Origin of the sequence: Desulfosporosinus meridiei DSM 13257, from assembly GCF_000231385.2 — a bacterium.
Taxonomy (GTDB): Bacteria; Bacillota; Desulfitobacteriia; order Desulfitobacteriales; family Desulfitobacteriaceae; genus Desulfosporosinus; species Desulfosporosinus meridiei.
This window is the reverse complement of record NC_018515.1, coordinates 2,893,539-2,911,559: the sequence shown is the minus strand read 5'-3', so window position 1 is coordinate 2,911,559 and position 18,021 is coordinate 2,893,539. Positions and strand designations below refer to the sequence as shown.

The window sequence follows — 18,021 nt, the reverse complement described above, 5'->3', positions numbered from 1 at the left end:
GGATGTGAGGAGCTGAATTAGTGAATGTACATTTCTTGCAGTGCAGAACAAAGTATATTGGAGATTTCCAATGATGGGGAATCCCTCATTGCTGGGTATTGGAGCCATGAAAGGGGTATGTGCTCACAGCCAATTCTCTTGCAATGGAAGGATGGGAAAGTCGAATCATTGAAGTCAGTAAATCATTTAGAGGCTTGCCCTCAAACATCATTGCAATGGGATCAGTACTTTCTCATACCTGGATGGATCGATGCCCACGTTCATTTGGCCTTAGATAGCCTTGATTTTTATCAGTGTTTGGAAAAATGGAGTCAGCCAGCCTTGATAGAGGATAACATTAAAGTTTACCTACGGAGATACTTGGAGAAGGGAATTGTTGCCATTCGCGATGGAGGCGACTTGCCGGGATTTTCCTGGAGGGCTAAAAACAAGGTTGAAGAAGGAATCTGGTCTGGGCCCCAGGTGATATCTGTGCACGAGGCTGTAGGGCGTGCTGGAATGTACGGACGTTTCCTTGGCCGAGGTTTTCAGAATCTGACTGAGTGGCAAGAGGAGCAGAGTGGTTTTTTTAATCAAGGGATTGACCAACTTAAAGTAATCGTGACAGGCTTGATTAAGTTTGATGATTTTAATAGAGTCGGCCCAACTCAGTGGACAGTGGAGGAATTAAAAGAGATTGTTGAAACAGCCCATGCACGTCAAGCCCTTGTTATGGCTCATGCCAGTGGGGAAGAGGGGATTTCTATGGCCATAACTGCCGGAGTAGATTCCATCGAACACGGGTATTACATGACCTCTCGAGATCTTGAGTTAATGAAAGAAAAAAGTATAGCTTGGGTACCAACGGTTGCTCCCATAGGAAATATTTTAAAATATCCAACCAATCGATATTCCAGGCATGAACTTGATACCTTGAAACGTATTCTTGATACTCACCTAGCTAGGATTTACGAGGCCTATTGTTTAAACGTCCGCCTTGGTGTTGGCACTGACGCAGGTGCCTATCAAGTGCCGCATGGAGATAGCTTTTATGATGAAATTGAGTGGCTGGTTCAGGCTGGAATTCCGAGGTTAGAAGTCTTTGGCAGGGCTACCCATGAAAATGCCCAAATCCTAGGTCAACCCGAATTAGGGAAGTTAGAGATAGGTACCCCTATGAACCAATTACAATTGGTCAAGAACTTTAATTAATCGCTATTATGATATTATTTGATTAAGCATGTCTCAAAGCGATCTTTTGAAACATCACTAATAGTCCAACACAGAGCCGATAGATGGAATCGATTTTGAGATTTTCATCTGCCGTCATGTCGAAGAAAATATTGAGTTGAGATTGTAGATCCTCAACAGGCTTTTTATAGCAGATTAATAAGGGGACTTTTGGCAGAGGGTATAAAACAAGAGAAATATCCGAGGAATAACTGTTTTCTACGTGCTTGCCATTAAAAATCAGGATTAAATCCTCAATAAGATCCGGATAGCTATCAATAAGCTGCTTTAAAGGCTCTTCAAACCTTTTCTCAAAAAATGAAATCCAGACAGTGTCACTGCTAAGTTCTCTAAAAGTGACCCATTTTCCGGAAAGATCTTTGCCGGCGCTGTGAATAATATAATTAAGTAACGGGACAATCACCCAGACATTGATATGGCAGTCAGATATGAAATTACCTTTGGAATCAACGATGAAGTCTTTGCCGAGACACTTAACGGTTAGCTTATCTCCTGAAAACTTGGCTCCTAAGCGCTCGACTGCAGCCGAAAAGTCTACATTTAATATCTCTTCTTTTAAAGGAACAAGTATTTGTTTTAATTGTTCTTCAGGAGTCATTTGCCTAACGATTTGACCATTAAGTTCTTCGATGTCCTCTTTTTCCAGGTGAGGGCATTCATTGATACGTTTATCACCTTTAATTACTGCAGCAGCAAACGCCAAACATGTTGGTGCTCCACATAGTTTGCAATTCGACTTTGGAAGTAACTTGTATATACTTAGTGGATTATCTAGTTTCGACATATTAAATACTCCTTTCGAAAAAGTACTTGGCAGAATTGTTAGAATTCTAAACCTTTTAAACTTTAGATTCTATAACCAGACCTTATTTCCTTCATTTTTGCTCTATTTTTGGAAATTACTGTTGATCAGCCCTCTTTAAGAACTCTTAATTCATTAAAACATGGCTTTGGAGTCTTTATTCTTGCCAAAGGGTGATATAGAATGTAGCTGAGTAGTTTTTAGTGAAAAAGTTTCAAACTGGAATACAATATGTTTGTTGTAGGTTTAGTTAGTTAATAATCAGAAAGAAATCTTGGACTATAGAGGGAGAGATGTTAATTATGGGAAATTATTTAGCTGGGTTAGGGTTTCAAGAAATACTAATCGGAGGATTAGGAATCCTTGCTGTGGGTTTTATTTTGAAAAAGCTATTCAAATTGGCTATTAGTATAGCAGTAGTAATAGTACTTGTATATTATGGATTACCGGTACTCCAGACTGTCATGACTAAGTAGCGGGAGGGTCAAGGATGAATATCATTGGCAATATCATCTGGCTAGTATTTGGAGGTGTCCTTGCTGCAATTGTTTGGTTCTTAGCAGGGGTACTATTATGTATAACAGTTATCGGCCTCCCCTTCGGCCTTCAATGTTTTAAGATCTCGTTCTTTGTATTGTGGCCTTTCGGAAAGGAAATTGAACTTGGTCATTTTGGAGCGGGTGGATTAATATTTAATATTATTTGGCTTTTCGTTTTTGGTTGGGAGTTTGCAATAGCTCATTTAATTATTGGTGGGATTTTTTGTATAACAATTGTCGGTATTCCTTTTGGTCTTCAACATTTTAAATTTGCGAAACTTGGGTTGATACCTTTCGGGGCAAAAATACGTTAGCATATCCCAGACACTCATCGCAACTGCTTAGTGACGGTCACCATGTCAATGAATTCGACGCGGAATAATGACAATCTTATATAATTGGAGGACAAATCTGTGCTTATATTTTATTGTTTTCCACAGTGAACAACTTGTAAAAAAGCGGAAGCGGGTCTTCTGCAACAGAATATGGAGTTTGAATACCGTAACATTGTGAAAAAACCACTCACAGTTGAGGAATTAACAGACTTAGCAAAGCTTGGTGAGGTTTCCATCCTTAGTCTCCTGAACAAGAGGAGCAAAACATTTAAGGAGCTGGGGAAAGAACTTCAGGAGTCTGACGAAATGGCCGTTGCTGATTTTCTTGCCGCGAATCCTAAGGCAATAATTAGACCGCTGGTTGTGGAAAACAACAAGCTTACGATAGGTTTTAAGCCTGAGCCTAAATAGCTAAAGTTGAAGGTGTTTTTCTGTGCTACTCAAAGATGGTGATGAGTTAGCGTTAATCAATCCTTCTAGTGGAGGGTAACATTAGCTGTTTTGACTTGAGTAGTGTTCCAGAACTCGAAGGAAATTAGTGGGCACAGGAGCTTGAACGGTTATTTCGTGCTGCTCAACGGGATGGGAGAAGTGAACAGAAATAGCATGTAAGGCTTGCCCATTTATCAGATTCGAGGGTTTTCCGTACATTCTATCCCCTATAATAGGATATCCAAGATGCGTTAAATGGACTCGTATCTGATGCGTCCTTCCAGTTTCGAGAGTCAGTTCCAGCAAGGAAGCGTCTGAAAGCCCCTGAACGGTCTTGTAATGAGTTATAGCTGGATCCCCTTTGGGGTTAACCGCTCGGCGGTTTGGCTTGGTAGGATGAGATCCGATGGGTGCATTGATTGTTCCAGATGGAGGGTCTGCAATTCCTTGAACCAAGGCTCGGTAAGTTCGTTTCAGACTGCCGTCCTTTAACAATGTCTCCAGGATTGTTTGAGTACGACTGTCTTTAGCAAAGACAATACACCCCGAAGTTTCTCTATCAAGGCGATGTATTGGTCGTATTGTGCAGATTACTCCCTGTTGTTGAAAATAGAAGGCTAGGTAATTACTTAATGTACCACTGGAGGTTTGGCCTGTGGGATGCACTAATAGGCCTGAAGGTTTGTTTAAGACGATTAGATAATTATCTTCATACAATACCTCAATTGTTCCTGACTCTGGTTCGACACCGTAGGAAGAATCTTCTAAAGACAGTACGCGTAAAACATCTCCGCCTTTAATTTTCTTCTGTAAGAATACGGCCTTATTATTCTGCATAATACCTTTAAGGCGTGTGAGTTTTTGGATTTTTCTTCCGGAGTACATTTGAATCTGTTTTAAGTAGCTTTCGACTGTAAGGCCTTGATGTTCTTCAGTGACTAAGTAGGTTTTGTAGGATTTCATATCACCAATTCCAATCTATTGGATAATTAATAAATCTCCAATTCTGTGGTTGCTTTAATTGTGATTTTAATAGACTAAGCGGATTATACCCAGTGTACGCTTCCTCTAGACTACCATGTTTTTACTCGTAATCATACTTAAACCCAGGGGGATTTTGTATTACAATTCTTGAAATGTTGTGTGAACCAGCTGACTTTAATAAATTCAAGTTAACCTATTTGAGTTGATGCTTTACATCCGAGACTGATGGTTGATAAAAGTGCTTTCTAAATCAAATACAGCTAGGCAGCGTAATGCTGCTTAGCTGTATTTTTGTGGAATTAATTCTAGTTTATAAGACAAGTTCCACTGCCCATTCCGCTGCCAAAACCCCCTCCAGCGGCTGAACCTGCTTGCTTGCCTTTGCGGCCCGCACCTTGGCCCATTCCTTGTCCCTGCCCCATACCAAATCCAGTTCCCGCGCTTTTCCCGATACCATTACCGGTTCCATCACAGTTTGCCTGATTTGATTTGAGAGAGTTATAAATAGCGTCTGCTTGTTCTTGAGTGATCCTTCTATCTGCAACCTTTTGGTCTAAGACCGATTTCTTCTGATCGAGAATTTGAGCCTTGAATTCTTCTAGTTTTCCTGCTTCATCAGCTATGGTTCCGTATGTTTTCCCATCGGCTCTTTCAGTAATGACTTGTTCTACTGTTTTCCCAGTTAAACCAGCTGTAACCTCTGCTGGCGTAGTGCCGGTAACTGCAGCAAAAGCTGTCCCGGTTACTCCCAGTAGTCCAACCACCGTAGCAGCAATGAGGTAAGTTTTAATTTTTTTCATAATTTCTTTAGCCCCTTTCACATCTAAGTAGATCTAATATTTGAAGTATAATCAACATATGTGTCAAAAGTATGACAAATAAATATTTGCCCCTTATATTTTAATTATTTTGAGAGCGATATTTCTTGTAATTGTTGAGCCTTCCATTATGAATTCAGTGGAAGGCTTTAGTTTTGTCTTTTTATACGGCCTTATTATACGCCTTAATATACGGTGACAAATAATATTGATATAATGTAATATATAATTGACATAAAGTTAAAAAGATGCTACTATAAATCTAAGAGGTGTTGTATGAGTAAAAATTTGAAGTTAAAAGCTTCGAGAGCAGCTAAAGACATGTCACAAAAAGATTTAGCCGCTGCTACTGGAGTAACTCGACAAACTATTAATGCCATAGAAAAAGGGGACTACAATCCATCGATAAAGTTGTGTATTGCCATTTGTAGGGTTTTGGAAAAAACCCTCGATCAATTATTTTGGGAGGAAGATGAAAATGCATAAAAGTGAATTGGATGAAATGCAATTACAAAAGCGAAATATGATAGGAAATCAGGCTTACATGATTCTTTTTTACCTGCTCTTGCTAGACATAGGTCTCTATGGGTTTGGGTTTCGTTGGTTAAATTATCCCATGAATGTTGTAGTAATTATAAATGCGTGTATGGCCTATTATTTGGTACGGATAATATGGAATAAGTCATATGTTGGACCTAAAGTTAAGGCTAAGAGTCTTGGACGTAGAATTGGCATAGTTATAGGTTTAGCAGGACTGGTGGCAGGGATTACAAGTATTTTTTTAAAAAGTGGATCAGTACTAACAGTTTCAACTGAGGATAATAGCGCAATGATTCTTTTGATAGTTTCAGTGGTATTGCTTATAATGTTGGCAGTTGTGAGCCTAATTTCTAAGTGGCAGGCTAGAAGCGATGAGTGATAATGAATAGTAATTGAACCTATCTAATGGATATGTATGGGAATGAGATTTGCCTGTAATAATAGAGTTAAACTGGTTGAGTGGAGGTGCCTTAAATGGGTGACAAAAGTCCCAAGAACAAAGAGAAAATGAAGAAGAAGGCTGAGAAGAAAGTTATAACTCCAATATCCTAGTTCAAATCTCAAAACTAATTGTAATCTGTTTGCTATGACTTCGGGCTATTTTTACTTCCGAAGTCTTTTCTTTGGAAACAAGAAAATGATAGTTGTCCTGTCATAATATATGATAACTTGTTGTAAACCTGTAATGGATTAACTTATTTGATATACTTGATACTTAGAACATTTCAGAAATTTAGATTGCTGAGGAGGTCATATTTTGAATGAACGTTTATTCGGAACATCAATTACAGATATAATAAAGAAGAGGATTTCTGTCCGAACATATATGGACCGACCATTGACACCTGAGTTAAAGGAAAAAATCCGAAAGTTTTTTCCGGTGTTGACTGGTCCTTTTGGAGGAAACTTGCGATTTGATTTACTTGAAAGTAATATTCTTAAGGAATCTAACCTAACGCTTGGGACTTATGGTGTGATACGAGGTGCTTCAACCTATCTAGTTGCCGTGATAGAGAAAGGTTCCAGAGATTTAGAGGATTTTGGATATTTATTAGAGAAAATGATTTTATTTGCTACGTCTTTGGGGCTGGGAACTTGTTGGCTTGGTGGTACTTTTAAAAAAAGTGAATTTGGTAAGGCAATTAAGCAAAAGAACCAAGAAGTATTACCATGCATTACACCAATTGGTTATCCTAATAGTAAAAAAAGTTTGATCGATTCTGCTATGAGATTTACCGCAGGATCAAAAAACAGAAAAGAATGGAATCAGCTCTTTTTTTCTGGAAATTTTGATCAACAACTTTCTAAAGCAGAGGCTGGAAAATACTTAATTCCTTTGGAAATGGTTCGGTTAGCTCCTTCAGCATCTAATAAGCAACCATGGCGAATTATAAAGGATAATAATAAGAATCATTTTTTCCTTAAGCATACTAAAGGTTACTCCAAATTTATGGCTTACGATTTGCAAAGAGTCGATATGGGAATTGCCATGTGCCATTTTGAACTTACTGCTCAAGAACAAGGTATTAAGGGAAAATGGGAAATTAGCGATCCGGGGAGTATTAGTAAACCCCTCGACACTGACTATGTGGTAAGTTGGGTTGAAGAGGTATAGATTATATTTATATAATGAAGGAGGAGTAGGATTAATTGAATACAGGGTCACTGCTTGCGATCTACATGCCGCTGTTTATTCTATTTTTTATTATTTTCCCTCAGCAACGTGCAGTTCAAAAAGCAGTATTATTAAAAATTAGAAAGAGGAAAGGTGTTGTTTGGATGACTAACGAACTTATTATGAAATATATCGGTAAGAAGTGTCTAGTATCCACTGGAACCTTTGGTACTAATGTAAAGGGTATTATAATAGCTGCCAACGAAAATTGGCTTGAAGTAGAGACAAAAAAGGGCAACGAACTAATCAATGCTGAGTTTATACAGAGTATAAAAATAGTTTGATTTGCAAATGCTAGATATGCCGTACTATATACCCCTAGGTTAATAGATTATTTTGTACATTGACAACCTAAGTTGAAGATGCTAATATGTACATCCGGCCAAGAACAGGCCGAACACTTAAACAACAAGTTGGAAATTAGTTATTGACAACGAGAGTTGGAAATGCTAAGATACAATTCCGGTCTAAACAGCCAAAGAGAATCACAAAAACCAAAAGTACATAGAGTTTATACTCAGTGCTACACGGCTAAAAAAAGTGTTGACAACGCTAGTTGAAAATGTTAAGATGTGATTCCGGCCCAAACGGGTCAAAGCCAAAATCCTGATCTTTGAAAACTAAACAACAAGGACAGCCAATGAGAGAAACTCGCAAGAGTTTCAAAATAAATCATGAGTCAATCATCTTCTTCTAATGAGAAGTTTGAAATAACTTTTTTTGGAGAGTTTGATCCTGGCTCAGGACGAACGCTGGCGGCGTGCCTAACACATGCAAGTCGAACGGAGAATTTGATAAGCTTGCTTAGAAAAATTCTTAGTGGCGGACGGGTGAGTAACGCGTGGGTAACCTACCCATAAATCCGGGACAACCCTTGGAAACGAGGGCTAATACCGGATAATCTTAGAGCCTGGCATCAGGCATTAAGGAAAGATGGCCTCTGAAAATGCTATCGATTATGGATGGACCCGCGTCTGATTAGCTAGTTGGTGGGGTAAAGGCCTACCAAGGCGACGATCAGTAGCCGGCCTGAGAGGGTGAACGGCCACACTGGGACTGAGACACGGCCCAGACTCCTACGGGAGGCAGCAGTGGGGAATCTTCCGCAATGGACGAAAGTCTGACGGAGCAACGCCGCGTGTATGATGAAGGTCTTCGGATTGTAAAGTACTGTCTTTGGGGAAGAACGGTGGCTTTGAAAATATTGAGGCCACATGACGGTACCCAAGGAGGAAGCCCCGGCTAACTACGTGCCAGCAGCCGCGGTAATACGTAGGGGGCAAGCGTTGTCCGGAATTATTGGGCGTAAAGGGCGCGTAGGCGGATTGTTAAGTCCGGTGTGAAAGATCAGGGCTCAACCCTGAGAGTGCATCGGAAACTGGGAATCTTGAGGACAGGAGAGGAAAGTGGAATTCCACGTGTAGCGGTGAAATGCGTAGATATGTGGAGGAACACCGGTGGCGAAGGCGACTTTCTGGACTGTAACTGACGCTGAGGCGCGAAAGCGTGGGGAGCAAACAGGATTAGATACCCTGGTAGTCCACGCCGTAAACGATGAGTGCTAGGTGTAGAGGGTATCGACCCCTTCTGTGCCGCAGTTAACACAATAAGCACTCCGCCTGGGGAGTACGGCCGCAAGGTTGAAACTCAAAGGAATTGACGGGGGCCCGCACAAGCGGTGGAGCATGTGGTTTAATTCGACGCAACGCGAAGAACCTTACCAAGGCTTGACATCCTACGAATCTTTAGGAAACTAGGGAGTGCCCTTCGGGGAGCGTAGAGACAGGTGGTGCATGGTTGTCGTCAGCTCGTGTCGTGAGATGTTGGGTTAAGTCCCGCAACGAGCGCAACCCCTGTATTTAGTTGCTAACAAGTAAGGTTGAGCACTCTAGATAGACTGCCGGTGATAAACCGGAGGAAGGTGGGGATGACGTCAAATCATCATGCCCCTTATGTCTTGGGCTACGCACGTGCTACAATGGCCGGTACAGACGGAAGCGAAGCCGCGAGGTGAAGCAAATCCGAGAAAGCCGGTCTCAGTTCGGATTGCAGGCTGCAACTCGCCTGCATGAAGTCGGAATCGCTAGTAATCGCAGGTCAGCATACTGCGGTGAATACGTTCCCGGGCCTTGTACACACCGCCCGTCACACCACGAAAGTCTGCAACACCCGAAGCCGGTGAGGTAACCCGAAAGGGAGCTAGCCGTCGAAGGTGGGGCCGATAATTGGGGTGAAGTCGTAACAAGGTAGCCGTATCGGAAGGTGCGGCTGGATCACCTCCTTTCTAAGGAGAACGGTTTAGAGCTTAGGCTTTAGACGAACATCCTAGTGGTCGATTCTTTCAGAGGACGAGGTTGAAAACCAAATCGACTGTAAAGATCAATAACGAGTCGCAAGACTCACGCCGAGGGATCGGCAACTCATTGGAAACAGCTGTTGTTTAGTTTTGAGAGACCAGGAAACATCGAAGGAATTCGATGAATTATGGAACCTCACTCACAAAGGATTGAGGAAAGGCAGTTATGCCTGACTAATATCCTATATTTTTGACGGGTAAGAGTCTTAACAGACTTAAACCAGAACTGTTCTTTGAAAACTGCATAGAGAAAACTAGTAAAGTCGAACGAATTCACATCAATACGGACGTATTGAGTAAACCTAAAAGTAGCGACCAATAGGTCAAGCTATTAAGGGCGTACGGTGGATGCCTAGGCGCTAAGAGTCGAAGAAGGGCGCGGTTAACAGCGAAATGCCATGGGGAGTCGTAAGCAGGCTTTGATCCATGGATACCCGAATGGGGCAACCCAACCGGAGTCATGTCCGGTTATCCTCAACTGAATACATAGGTTGAAGAAGACAACCCGGGGAACTGAAACATCTAAGTACCCGGAGGAAAAGAAAGAATCATCGATTCCCTGAGTAGCGGCGAGCGAAACGGGAAGAGCCCAAACCGAATCCTTCGGGATTCGGGGTTGTAGGACCCTCTTTTAAGAATGGAATTCTAGTCGAACAGATCTGGAAAGGTCGAGCAAAGAAGGTAACACTCCTGTAGACGAAAGAAGGACATTCTGTGAGGGAATCCTGAGTACCGCGGGACACGTGAAACCCCGTGGGAAGCAGGGAGGACCACCTCCCAAGGCTAAATACTACTTAGCGACCGATAGCGAACCAGTACCGTGAGGGAAAGGTGAAAAGCACCTCGGAAGAGGAGTGAAAAAGAACCTGAAACCGTACGCTTACAAGCAGTTACAGCACAGTTATGTGTAGTAGCGTGCCTTTTGTAGAATGAACCGGCGAGTTACGGTATGTAGCAAGGTTAAGGCGAGAAGCCGGAGCCGAAGCGAAAGCGAGTCTGAAGAGGGCGCAAGTTACATGCTGTAGACCCGAAACCGTGTGATCTACCCATGGCCAGGGTGAAGGTGGGGTAAAACCCACTGGAGGCCCGAACTCACTGTCGTTGAAAAGGCAGGGGATGAGCTGTGGGTAGGGGTGAAATGCCAATCGAACACGGAGATAGCTGGTTCTCCCCGAAATAGCTTTAGGGCTAGCCTCAATTGATGATCGATGGCGGTAGAGCACTGAATAGGCTAGGGGCCTTACCAGGTTACCGAACCTTATCAAACTCCGAATGCCATCAGATTTAGATTGGGAGTCAGACTGTGGGGGATAAGCTTCATAGTCGAAAGGGAAACAGCCCAGACCATCAGCTAAGGTCCCCAAGTATACACTAAGTGGGAAAGGATGTGGAATTGCACAGACAACCAGGATGTTGGCTCAGAAGCAGCCACCATTTAAAGAGTGCGTAATAGCTCACTGGTCGAGTGGTTCTGCGCCGAAAATGTAACGGGGCTCAAGTGTATCACCGAAGCTATGGCTTGCGCTTCATGCGCAGGGGTAGGGGAGCGTTCTATCAGCCGAGAAGTCAGACTGTAAGGTCTGGTGGAGTGGATAGAAGTGAGAATGCCGGTATGAGTATGCGAAAAGGAAGGTGAGAATCCTTCCCGCCGAAAATCTAAGGATTCCTGGGGAAGGCTCGTCCGCCCAGGGTAAGTCGGGACCTAAGCCGAGGCCGAAAGGCGTAGGTGATGGACAACTGGTTGAGATTCCAGTACCACCTAGAAATGTTTGAGCAATGGGGTGACACAGAAGGATAGGTTAAGCCAACCGTTGGTTGAGTTGGCCCAAGCGAGTAGGAGGTAGGGTAGGCAAATCCGCCCTGCGAGACTCTGAGACGTGACGGGGAGCGAAAATTAGTAGCGAAGTAACCGACTCCAAGCTGTCAAGAAAAACCTCTAGTGAGTGACTAGGTGCCCGTACCGTAAACCGACACAGGTAGATGGGGTGAGAATCCTAAGGCGCGCGAGAAAACCCTCGTTAAGGAACTCGGCAAAATAGCCCCGTAACTTCGGGAGAAGGGGCGCTCTTGGTAACAAGAGCCGCAGAGAAATGGTCCAGGCGACTGTTTAACAAAAACACAGGTCCCTGCTAATCCGAAAGGAGATGTATAGGGGCTGACACCTGCCCGGTGCTGGAAGGTTAAGAGGAGAGGTTAGGGGCAACCCGAAGCTTTGAATTGAAGCCCCAGTAAACGGCGGCCGTAACTATAACGGTCCTAAGGTAGCGAAATTCCTTGTCAGGTAAGTTCTGACCCGCACGAAAGGTGTAACGATCTGGACACTGTCTCAACGAGGGACTCGGCGAAATTGTAATACCCGTGAAGATGCGGGTTACCTGCGACAGGACAGAAAGACCCCATGGAGCTTTACTGTAGCTTGACATTGGATTTTGGTATAAAATGTACAGGATAGGTGGGAGACTAAGAAGCTAGGGCGCCAGCCTTGGTGGAGTCAACGGTGGGATACCACTCTTTTTGTACTGAAATTCTAACTAGGTCCCCTGAATCGGGGATTAGGACAGTATCAGGTGGGCAGTTTGACTGGGGCGGTCGCCTCCTAAAGAGTAACGGAGGCGCCCAAAGGTTCCCTCAGCGCGGTTGGAAATCGCGCGAAGAGTGTAAAGGCAAAAGGGAGCTTGACTGCGAGACCTACAAGTCGAGCAGGGACGAAAGTCGGGCTTAGTGATCCGGTGGTACCGAGTGGAAGGGCCATCGCTCAACGGATAAAAGCTACCCTGGGGATAACAGGCTTATCTCCCCCAAGAGTCCATATCGACGGGGAGGTTTGGCACCTCGATGTCGGCTCATCGCATCCTGGGGCTGTAGTAGGTCCCAAGGGTTGGGCTATTCGCCCATTAAAGCGGTACGTGAGCTGGGTTCAGAACGTCGTGAGACAGTTCGGTCCCTATCCGTCGCAGGCGCAGGAAATTTGAGAGGATCTGTCCCTAGTACGAGAGGACCGGGATGGACGAATCCCTGGTGTACCAGTTGTCTCGCCAGAGGCATAGCTGGGTAGCTATATTCGGAGCGGATAAGCGCTGAAAGCATCTAAGCGCGAAACCGACCTCAAGATGAGATTTCCCACAGCGAAAGCTGGTAAGACCCCTGAAAGATGATCAGGTTGATAGGCCAGGTGTGGAAGCACGGTGACGTGTGGAGCTGACTGGTACTAATCGGTCGAGGGCTTGACCTAAATCGAGACGCTAGGTGAGTGGCTCAAATTCTTAGACAATACTAGATAGACTCTGTGCAGTTTTGAGAGAACAGCAATCGAAAGAAAGCGATATCTCAGACATCTGGTGATTATGCCGGAGGGGTTCCACCCGTTCCCATACCGAACACGGAAGTTAAGACCTCCAGGGCCGATGATACTTGGGGCATAGCCCCTGGGAAAGTAGGTCATCGCCAGGTAAAACAAGCGAAAAACTATCTCTTACGAGGTAGTTTTTCTGTGTTTAGTCATACTGTAAATTAAGGGTCTGGGGTTCCACCCGTTCGATCCACACTGCAGGAGAATGCATCTCGGGACGCAGTGTGGCGAAAAGCTCGTCCGCTTTTCGTATACCGAACACGGAAGTTAAGAATCCACATTGCAGGGAGAATGTGTCTGGGGAGGCAATGTGGCGAAAGGCTCATTCCTTCGCCGCTAAGGTATTCCTTTGGGGCAGGCGGCTCGGCGATACTGTCCACCGGACACTATCGTGCCTTTCGTTCCAGGGCCGATGATACTTGGGGCATAGCCCCTGGGAAAGTAGGTCATCGCCAGGTAACAAGCGAAAGACCATCTCTGAATGAGGTGGTCTTTGTGTGTCATCTTTCCACCTTATCTGGGTGTCTTAAATTCGCCCACGTGGGCGAATTTGGGGAGTCGGGGTTCCATCCCTCCGGGATCCACATTGCTGGAGAGTGCATTGTATGCCCCAGTGTTGCGAAAGGTGTCTTGCATTCGATTAACTGTAAGGCAATACATTAGCAAGAGACATATGGTATAATAAGGATATGTGTTTTGGTTACTCCACAGATTATGGAGGGTATATGTATAAAAAAGATTATATTATGAAAATGATTGAGCAATTGTCTATAGCTGTCGCTGCACTTCTAGGATCAAAATCAAAGAATAAAATTGAAGAATGTCATCAAATAGTCAATGAAGCACTTTATGATTTAACAGGCATGAGTGAAGAAACATTACTTAAACTTTCACATAAAGACTTAATCAGCATTATAAGTGGTGGAAAGGAAATAAACACAGAAAAGTGTTTTGCCCTAGCTGAAATGTTGAAGTTGAAAGCGGATGTCGATAAAGGGGATACAGGGCGAAGTGTCGACTTGTATATCAAAAGTTTGAATATATTTATAGAGTTGATTTTAGCCAAGAGTTCACATGGACATAATAGTTATGAGACAATCAATGAAATTGTTGGTGCTCTTAAAAAGTATAAAATACCGAAAGAAAGTAATCAGTTACTGTTCCGATATTATGAATTTATGGGACAATACGACAAGGCTGAAGATGTTCTATTTAAAATGATTGTGACAATAAATACGGGTGAAATCGTCGATGAAGGATTCGCCTTTTACGAAAGGCTTAAGGGGAAGACACTTGTGGAATTGGAGAATGGGAATCTACCCTTGGATGAAGTAATTGAGAGCCTAGATGCCTATCGAAACTTATTGAACAATCACACATAAACAGAAATGTGCGCTATGATAATTAATTAGGCCAGTTAAAATGTATTATTTAAGGAAAAACCTCCATAATAAAAGAGAACCACCACATGAATAGCAATTTTATGTAGTTAATAGCAGGTATTAGATACCTGAAAAGGTTCTTAACTTAGAGAAGGGGGTTTCATGAGTGCTTTCTAATGAAACGGCTTCACCTGAAGAAGATAAAAATGAATCCTTATCAAATCTAAAGGAATTAGGACAGATTCAAATTCCTAGTGTATCTGAACGGATTTATTGTTTGCCAATTATTGGACAAATTGAAGGACATCAAATTCTGCCTGCCCAATCCAAGACGACAAAGTATGAACATATTATTCCGCAACTCTTGGCAGTTGAGCAAAACCCCAATACTGAAGGGATACTGGTGATTCTAAATACTGCCGGTGGAGATGTGGAAGCTGGATTAGCGATTGCAGAAATGCTCAATAGCTTAAGTAAACCATCTGTATCATTGGTTCTGGGCGGTGGTCATAGTATTGGGATTCCTATTGCTGTAAGTTGTACAAAAAGCTTCATTGCTCCAACAGGAACAATGACTGTTCACCCCATTAGGTATACGGGATTAGTTATTAATGGTCACCAACAGTTTGAGTACCTTCGGAAAATGCAAGAACGTATTAATCAATTTATTTATTCTCACTCCAAGATAACGCCTGATAAGCTAGAAAAATTCATGTTCACTACAGGAGATTTAGCTCAAGATATTGGGACAATTTTAATTGGACAAGAAGCAGTTGACGCCGGATTGATCCAAGCAGTTGGTGGAGTGAAAGAAGCTTTTAAAGAACTAAATAGCTTAATCCCTTCGAGATCTGAAGAAATAAACAATAACCCGGAATAAAGCAGCGAAAGCTGCTTTGTTTATTTTGGGAATTAGTAAAAAGAACTGGTATGATATTTCATAGTCATAAGTGCTTAAAGGTTGCGCTATGTTAGAAGGGGTCTTCCCGCCATCTATGAGTATAGGGATAACTTGGATATTAAGTCCGATACTTGGCTTAGGCATTTTTTTGAGTTATCGTTGAGTGAAGGGTTGGTTTTAGAGATTTCTAATTCTATTTCATAAAGAAACAGGAATATTCTCTCCCGTGTGGAATTAAATAGAGTTAGGACAAACTTATCTGTAGTATAAAGTCGTATTCTATGTATTAAATTATGGATGTTTGGGGGACTGGTTCATTGGCGAGGGCTAAGAAACGCCGTACGGTAAATAAAAAGATTAATCTGAAAGTAAACTCTTTAAAAGAAACTATACGCAACGAAGTAATTGGAGTTTTTGTTGTGGGAATGGCCTGTTTGGGATTGGTCACAATTTTCTCGGATAAAAGCGGTGTAATCGGACTACAAATTAAGCATATTCTTACCGTGTTAGCAGGCAATGGTCGGGTTACGATTCCCCTATTGGTTGGGGCGTGGGGGCTTGCTTTTATGAATAAACAAACTCCGCGTTTAGGATATAAGGCCTTAGGAGTAATCCTTTTATGGCTAGTTTTAGTTGGAATCCTGCACCTTCAGTTGCCAGATATCGAGGGCTTTTCTCCAGCTGAAATGATAGACGCAGGTATGCTGGGGCATGGCGGTGGGCTTTTTGGAGCAGGTATTGCGACAATCTTAAAAACAACGATAGGAATTCCAGGAAGTTATGTCGTCCTAATCATGACTTCGATAATGGGAGCTTTATTGATTACTAATCGTTCGCTGGTTCAAGGTGTACAAGAAGTCGGATTGGCTGGAAAAGAGTCTGGACAATGGATGAAAAATCAAATGGGTGATTTTATTGATGTCCTTAAAAATTCCAATCTGGAGGAAGTTAAGGAAAAAGAATTCTCAGCTCAACCCGATTTAAAAGCTGTCAAAAACCCAACTAAGAAAAGTACCTCTCTAAAAACAACTCGAGTTCTTGATCCTGATGTCGTGGAACGGCCACTGGTGATCAAAACCCTAGAAGACCATAATGAATCTTCTGAGGAAACTAAAACACCTCCTAAAGGGCAGATTGGATTTGAGAAAATGGCGAATCCAGTGCTTGAAAATACGATTATGCCTCCAGGAAAAGTGACAAGCACTCCTGTTTCTCGTCAGACTCGAGAAGATGGAAATTTTCAGCTTCCTCAAGTTATGCTACTAAATAAATCTCTCAAAATTAAAAATCCCAGACTAAATAAGGACTTAGCAGATAACGTTAAGATTCTGGAAGAAACCTTAGGAAGTTTTGGTGTAAAAGTTAAAGTCACTCAGGTCACGCAAGGGCCGGCGATTACACGTTATGAGGCCCAACCTGCACCAGGCGTTAAAGTGAGTAAAATCACCAACTTAGCTGATGATATAGCTTTAAGCCTGGCCTCTGCGGATGTAAGGATTGAGGCTCCAATTCCCGGAAAATCTGTTGTCGGTATCGAGGTGCCGAATAAGGAAATCTCGATGGTTCATTTTCGAGAAGTTCTAGAAACACCTGAATATCAAGAAACTACGAGTAAGCTAGCCTTGTGTTTAGGCAAAGATATCACGGGAACCCCGGTGATAGCTGACTTGACTAAAATGCCGCACCTTCTCATTGCTGGGGCAACAGGTTCAGGAAAATCAGTATGTATTAACACCTTAATCCATAGTATCCTCTTCAATGCTCGTCCGGATGAAGTTAAGTTTTTGTTAGTGGATCCTAAAATGGTAGAATTGGCCAACTATAATGGGATTCCTCATTTAATAGCACCTGTCGTGACAGATCCCAGGAAGGCTGCAGGCGCTTTAAAGTGGATCGTTACGGAAATGGAGACTCGCTACGAGCTATTTGCTGCTGCGGGTGTCAGAGATATTGTCCGATATAATTTTCTGCGTTCTCAGGATAAGAACGACGAACATCCTCCCTTGCCTTATGTTGTAGTGATCATAGACGAATTGGCCGATTTGATGATGGTTGCACCGGGTGATGTGGAGGATGCGATTTGTCGCTTAGCCCAAATGGCTCGTGCTGCAGGAATTCACTTAATCGTAGCGACCCAGCGTCCGTCGGTTGATGTCATTACCGGTTTGATTAAAGCAAACATACCTTCGAGAATCGCCTTTGCAGTATCATCGCAGACGGATTCAAGAACTATTTTGGATATGAATGGGGCAGAAAAACTATTAGGGCGTGGCGACATGCTTTACTATCCTATGGGTAATAGTAAACCCCTTCGTGTGCAGGGATGTTATTTGGGAGATAAAGAAGTAGAAAATGTAGTTTCATTCTTACAAAACCAGGCGAAGCCCGAGTATCAAGAAATACCAAACCTGGATATCGGAGATGTTAAGAAGGAAGAGATGGAGGATGAACTATTTTATCAAGCAGCCCAGCTTTTCATTGAAAGTGGAGCGGCTTCTGTCTCTCTTTTACAACGACGATTACGCATTGGATATACACGAGCAGCCCGTTTAATGGATTTTTTGGAAAGCAAAGGGGTTGTAGGTGGGTATGAGGGCTCTAAACCTCGAGAAGTGTTGATGACAAGGGGGCAGTTTGAGTTAAAACATGGACAATGGAATGATGAAGTTGCTCCATAG

The 18,021-nt window shown here is 42.9% G+C and carries 13 protein-coding genes, 3 rRNA genes and 1 pseudogene; 14 read left to right on the top strand and 3 right to left on the bottom strand.

Annotation, left to right across the window (positions count from 1 at the left end; genetic code table 11):
- Nucleotides 1-24: 24 nt before the first annotated feature.
- Nucleotides 25-1,191: an amidohydrolase family protein gene (locus DESMER_RS13380; protein WP_014903597.1), complete on the top strand. Its 1,167-nt coding sequence runs from the start codon at nt 25-27 to the stop codon at nt 1,189-1,191.
- A gap of 22 nt (nt 1,192-1,213) precedes the next feature.
- On the opposite strand, the gene DESMER_RS13375 is transcribed toward DESMER_RS13380, so the two are convergent.
- Nucleotides 1,214-2,014, bottom strand: a complete 801-nt coding sequence (locus DESMER_RS13375) for a DUF3786 domain-containing protein (RefSeq protein WP_014903596.1) — start codon at nt 2,012-2,014, stop codon at nt 1,214-1,216.
- 320 nt (nt 2,015-2,334) lie between these two features.
- On the opposite strand from DESMER_RS13375, the gene DESMER_RS24015 reads away from it, so the two are divergent.
- The 3 genes and pseudogenes from DESMER_RS24015 to DESMER_RS13360 all read left to right on the top strand — a co-directional run.
- Entirely contained in the window at nt 2,335-2,508 is a 174-nt protein-coding gene (locus DESMER_RS24015) for a membrane protein (protein ID WP_034600243.1), read from the top strand.
- A 14-nt stretch (nt 2,509-2,522) separates the two neighbouring features.
- Nucleotides 2,523-2,885, top strand: coding sequence for a YccF domain-containing protein (locus DESMER_RS13365; protein WP_014903594.1), 363 nt, complete (start codon nt 2,523-2,525; stop codon nt 2,883-2,885).
- A 141-nt stretch (nt 2,886-3,026) separates the two neighbouring features.
- Nucleotides 3,027-3,317: pseudogene (locus DESMER_RS13360) on the top strand (arsenate reductase family protein); the annotation flags it as partial.
- An 81-nt stretch (nt 3,318-3,398) separates the two neighbouring features.
- On the opposite strand, the gene DESMER_RS13355 reads toward DESMER_RS13360, so the two are convergent.
- Both DESMER_RS13355 and DESMER_RS13350 read right to left on the bottom strand, forming a co-directional pair.
- A complete protein-coding gene (locus tag DESMER_RS13355; protein ID WP_014903593.1) occupies nt 3,399-4,301 on the bottom strand; it encodes an RluA family pseudouridine synthase in 903 nt (300 codons plus the stop codon).
- A gap of 326 nt (nt 4,302-4,627) precedes the next feature.
- Nucleotides 4,628-5,122, bottom strand: a complete 495-nt coding sequence (locus tag DESMER_RS13350; protein WP_014903592.1) for a hypothetical protein — start codon at nt 5,120-5,122, stop codon at nt 4,628-4,630.
- Nucleotides 5,123-5,416: 294 nt separating this feature from the next.
- Between DESMER_RS13350 and DESMER_RS13345 the strand changes: the two genes are divergently transcribed.
- From DESMER_RS13345 to DESMER_RS13295, 10 genes are all read left to right on the top strand, one after another.
- Nucleotides 5,417-5,626, top strand: coding sequence for a helix-turn-helix transcriptional regulator (locus tag DESMER_RS13345; RefSeq protein ID WP_014903591.1), 210 nt, complete (start codon nt 5,417-5,419; stop codon nt 5,624-5,626).
- Nucleotides 5,619-6,059, top strand: coding sequence for a DUF6773 family protein (locus DESMER_RS13340; RefSeq protein ID WP_014903590.1), 441 nt, complete (start codon nt 5,619-5,621; stop codon nt 6,057-6,059). Before DESMER_RS13345 ends, DESMER_RS13340 begins: the two co-directional genes overlap by 8 nt.
- Nucleotides 6,060-6,437: 378 nt before the next feature.
- Nucleotides 6,438-7,295 carry a nitroreductase family protein gene (locus tag DESMER_RS13335; RefSeq protein WP_014903589.1) on the top strand — a complete coding sequence of 286 codons (858 nt, stop codon included), beginning with the start codon at nt 6,438-6,440 and terminating at the stop codon, nt 7,293-7,295.
- Nucleotides 7,296-7,330: 35 nt separating this feature from the next.
- Complete coding sequence (locus DESMER_RS24460; protein WP_014903588.1) at nt 7,331-7,639, top strand: DUF6897 domain-containing protein; 309 nt, start codon at nt 7,331-7,333, stop codon at nt 7,637-7,639.
- 433 nt (nt 7,640-8,072) lie between these two features.
- Nucleotides 8,073-9,639: ribosomal RNA gene (locus DESMER_RS13325) — 16S ribosomal RNA — on the top strand.
- Nucleotides 9,640-10,032: 393 nt separating this feature from the next.
- Nucleotides 10,033-12,943 (top strand): 23S ribosomal RNA (locus DESMER_RS13320).
- A 102-nt stretch (nt 12,944-13,045) separates the two neighbouring features.
- Nucleotides 13,046-13,161: ribosomal RNA gene (gene rrf / locus DESMER_RS13315) — 5S ribosomal RNA — on the top strand.
- The 16S, 23S and 5S rRNA genes sit together here, the layout of an rRNA operon.
- Before the next feature lie 624 nt (nt 13,162-13,785).
- Nucleotides 13,786-14,442 carry a DUF6483 family protein gene (locus DESMER_RS13305; protein WP_014903587.1) on the top strand — a complete coding sequence of 219 codons (657 nt, stop codon included), beginning with the start codon at nt 13,786-13,788 and terminating at the stop codon, nt 14,440-14,442.
- Nucleotides 14,443-14,608: 166 nt separating this feature from the next.
- Nucleotides 14,609-15,322 (top strand): ClpP family protease, encoded by a 714-nt coding sequence (locus DESMER_RS13300; RefSeq protein WP_014903586.1) that lies wholly within the window; start codon nt 14,609-14,611, stop codon nt 15,320-15,322.
- A 338-nt stretch (nt 15,323-15,660) separates the two neighbouring features.
- Nucleotides 15,661-18,021 (top strand): FtsK/SpoIIIE family DNA translocase, encoded by a 2,361-nt coding sequence (locus tag DESMER_RS13295; protein WP_014903585.1) that lies wholly within the window; start codon nt 15,661-15,663, stop codon nt 18,019-18,021.

Excerpts from the sequence above, each read along its gene's own strand:
- DESMER_RS13305 (WP_014903587.1), top strand. The coding sequence starts at position 13,786 with ATGTATAAAAAAGATTATATTATGAAAATGATTGAGCAATTGTCTATA.
- DESMER_RS13350 (WP_014903592.1), bottom strand. The coding sequence starts at position 5,122 with ATGAAAAAAATTAAAACTTACCTCATTGCTGCTACGGTGGTTGGACTA.
- DESMER_RS13340 (WP_014903590.1), top strand. The coding sequence starts at position 5,619 with ATGCATAAAAGTGAATTGGATGAAATGCAATTACAAAAGCGAAATATG.
- DESMER_RS13345 (WP_014903591.1), top strand. The coding sequence starts at position 5,417 with ATGAGTAAAAATTTGAAGTTAAAAGCTTCGAGAGCAGCTAAAGACATG.
- DESMER_RS13375 (WP_014903596.1), bottom strand. The coding sequence starts at position 2,014 with ATGTCGAAACTAGATAATCCACTAAGTATATACAAGTTACTTCCAAAG.
- DESMER_RS24015 (WP_034600243.1), top strand. The coding sequence starts at position 2,335 with ATGGGAAATTATTTAGCTGGGTTAGGGTTTCAAGAAATACTAATCGGA.
- DESMER_RS13380 (WP_014903597.1), top strand. The coding sequence starts at position 25 with ATGTACATTTCTTGCAGTGCAGAACAAAGTATATTGGAGATTTCCAAT.
- DESMER_RS13365 (WP_014903594.1), top strand. The coding sequence starts at position 2,523 with ATGAATATCATTGGCAATATCATCTGGCTAGTATTTGGAGGTGTCCTT.
- DESMER_RS13355 (WP_014903593.1), bottom strand. The coding sequence starts at position 4,301 with ATGAAATCCTACAAAACCTACTTAGTCACTGAAGAACATCAAGGCCTT.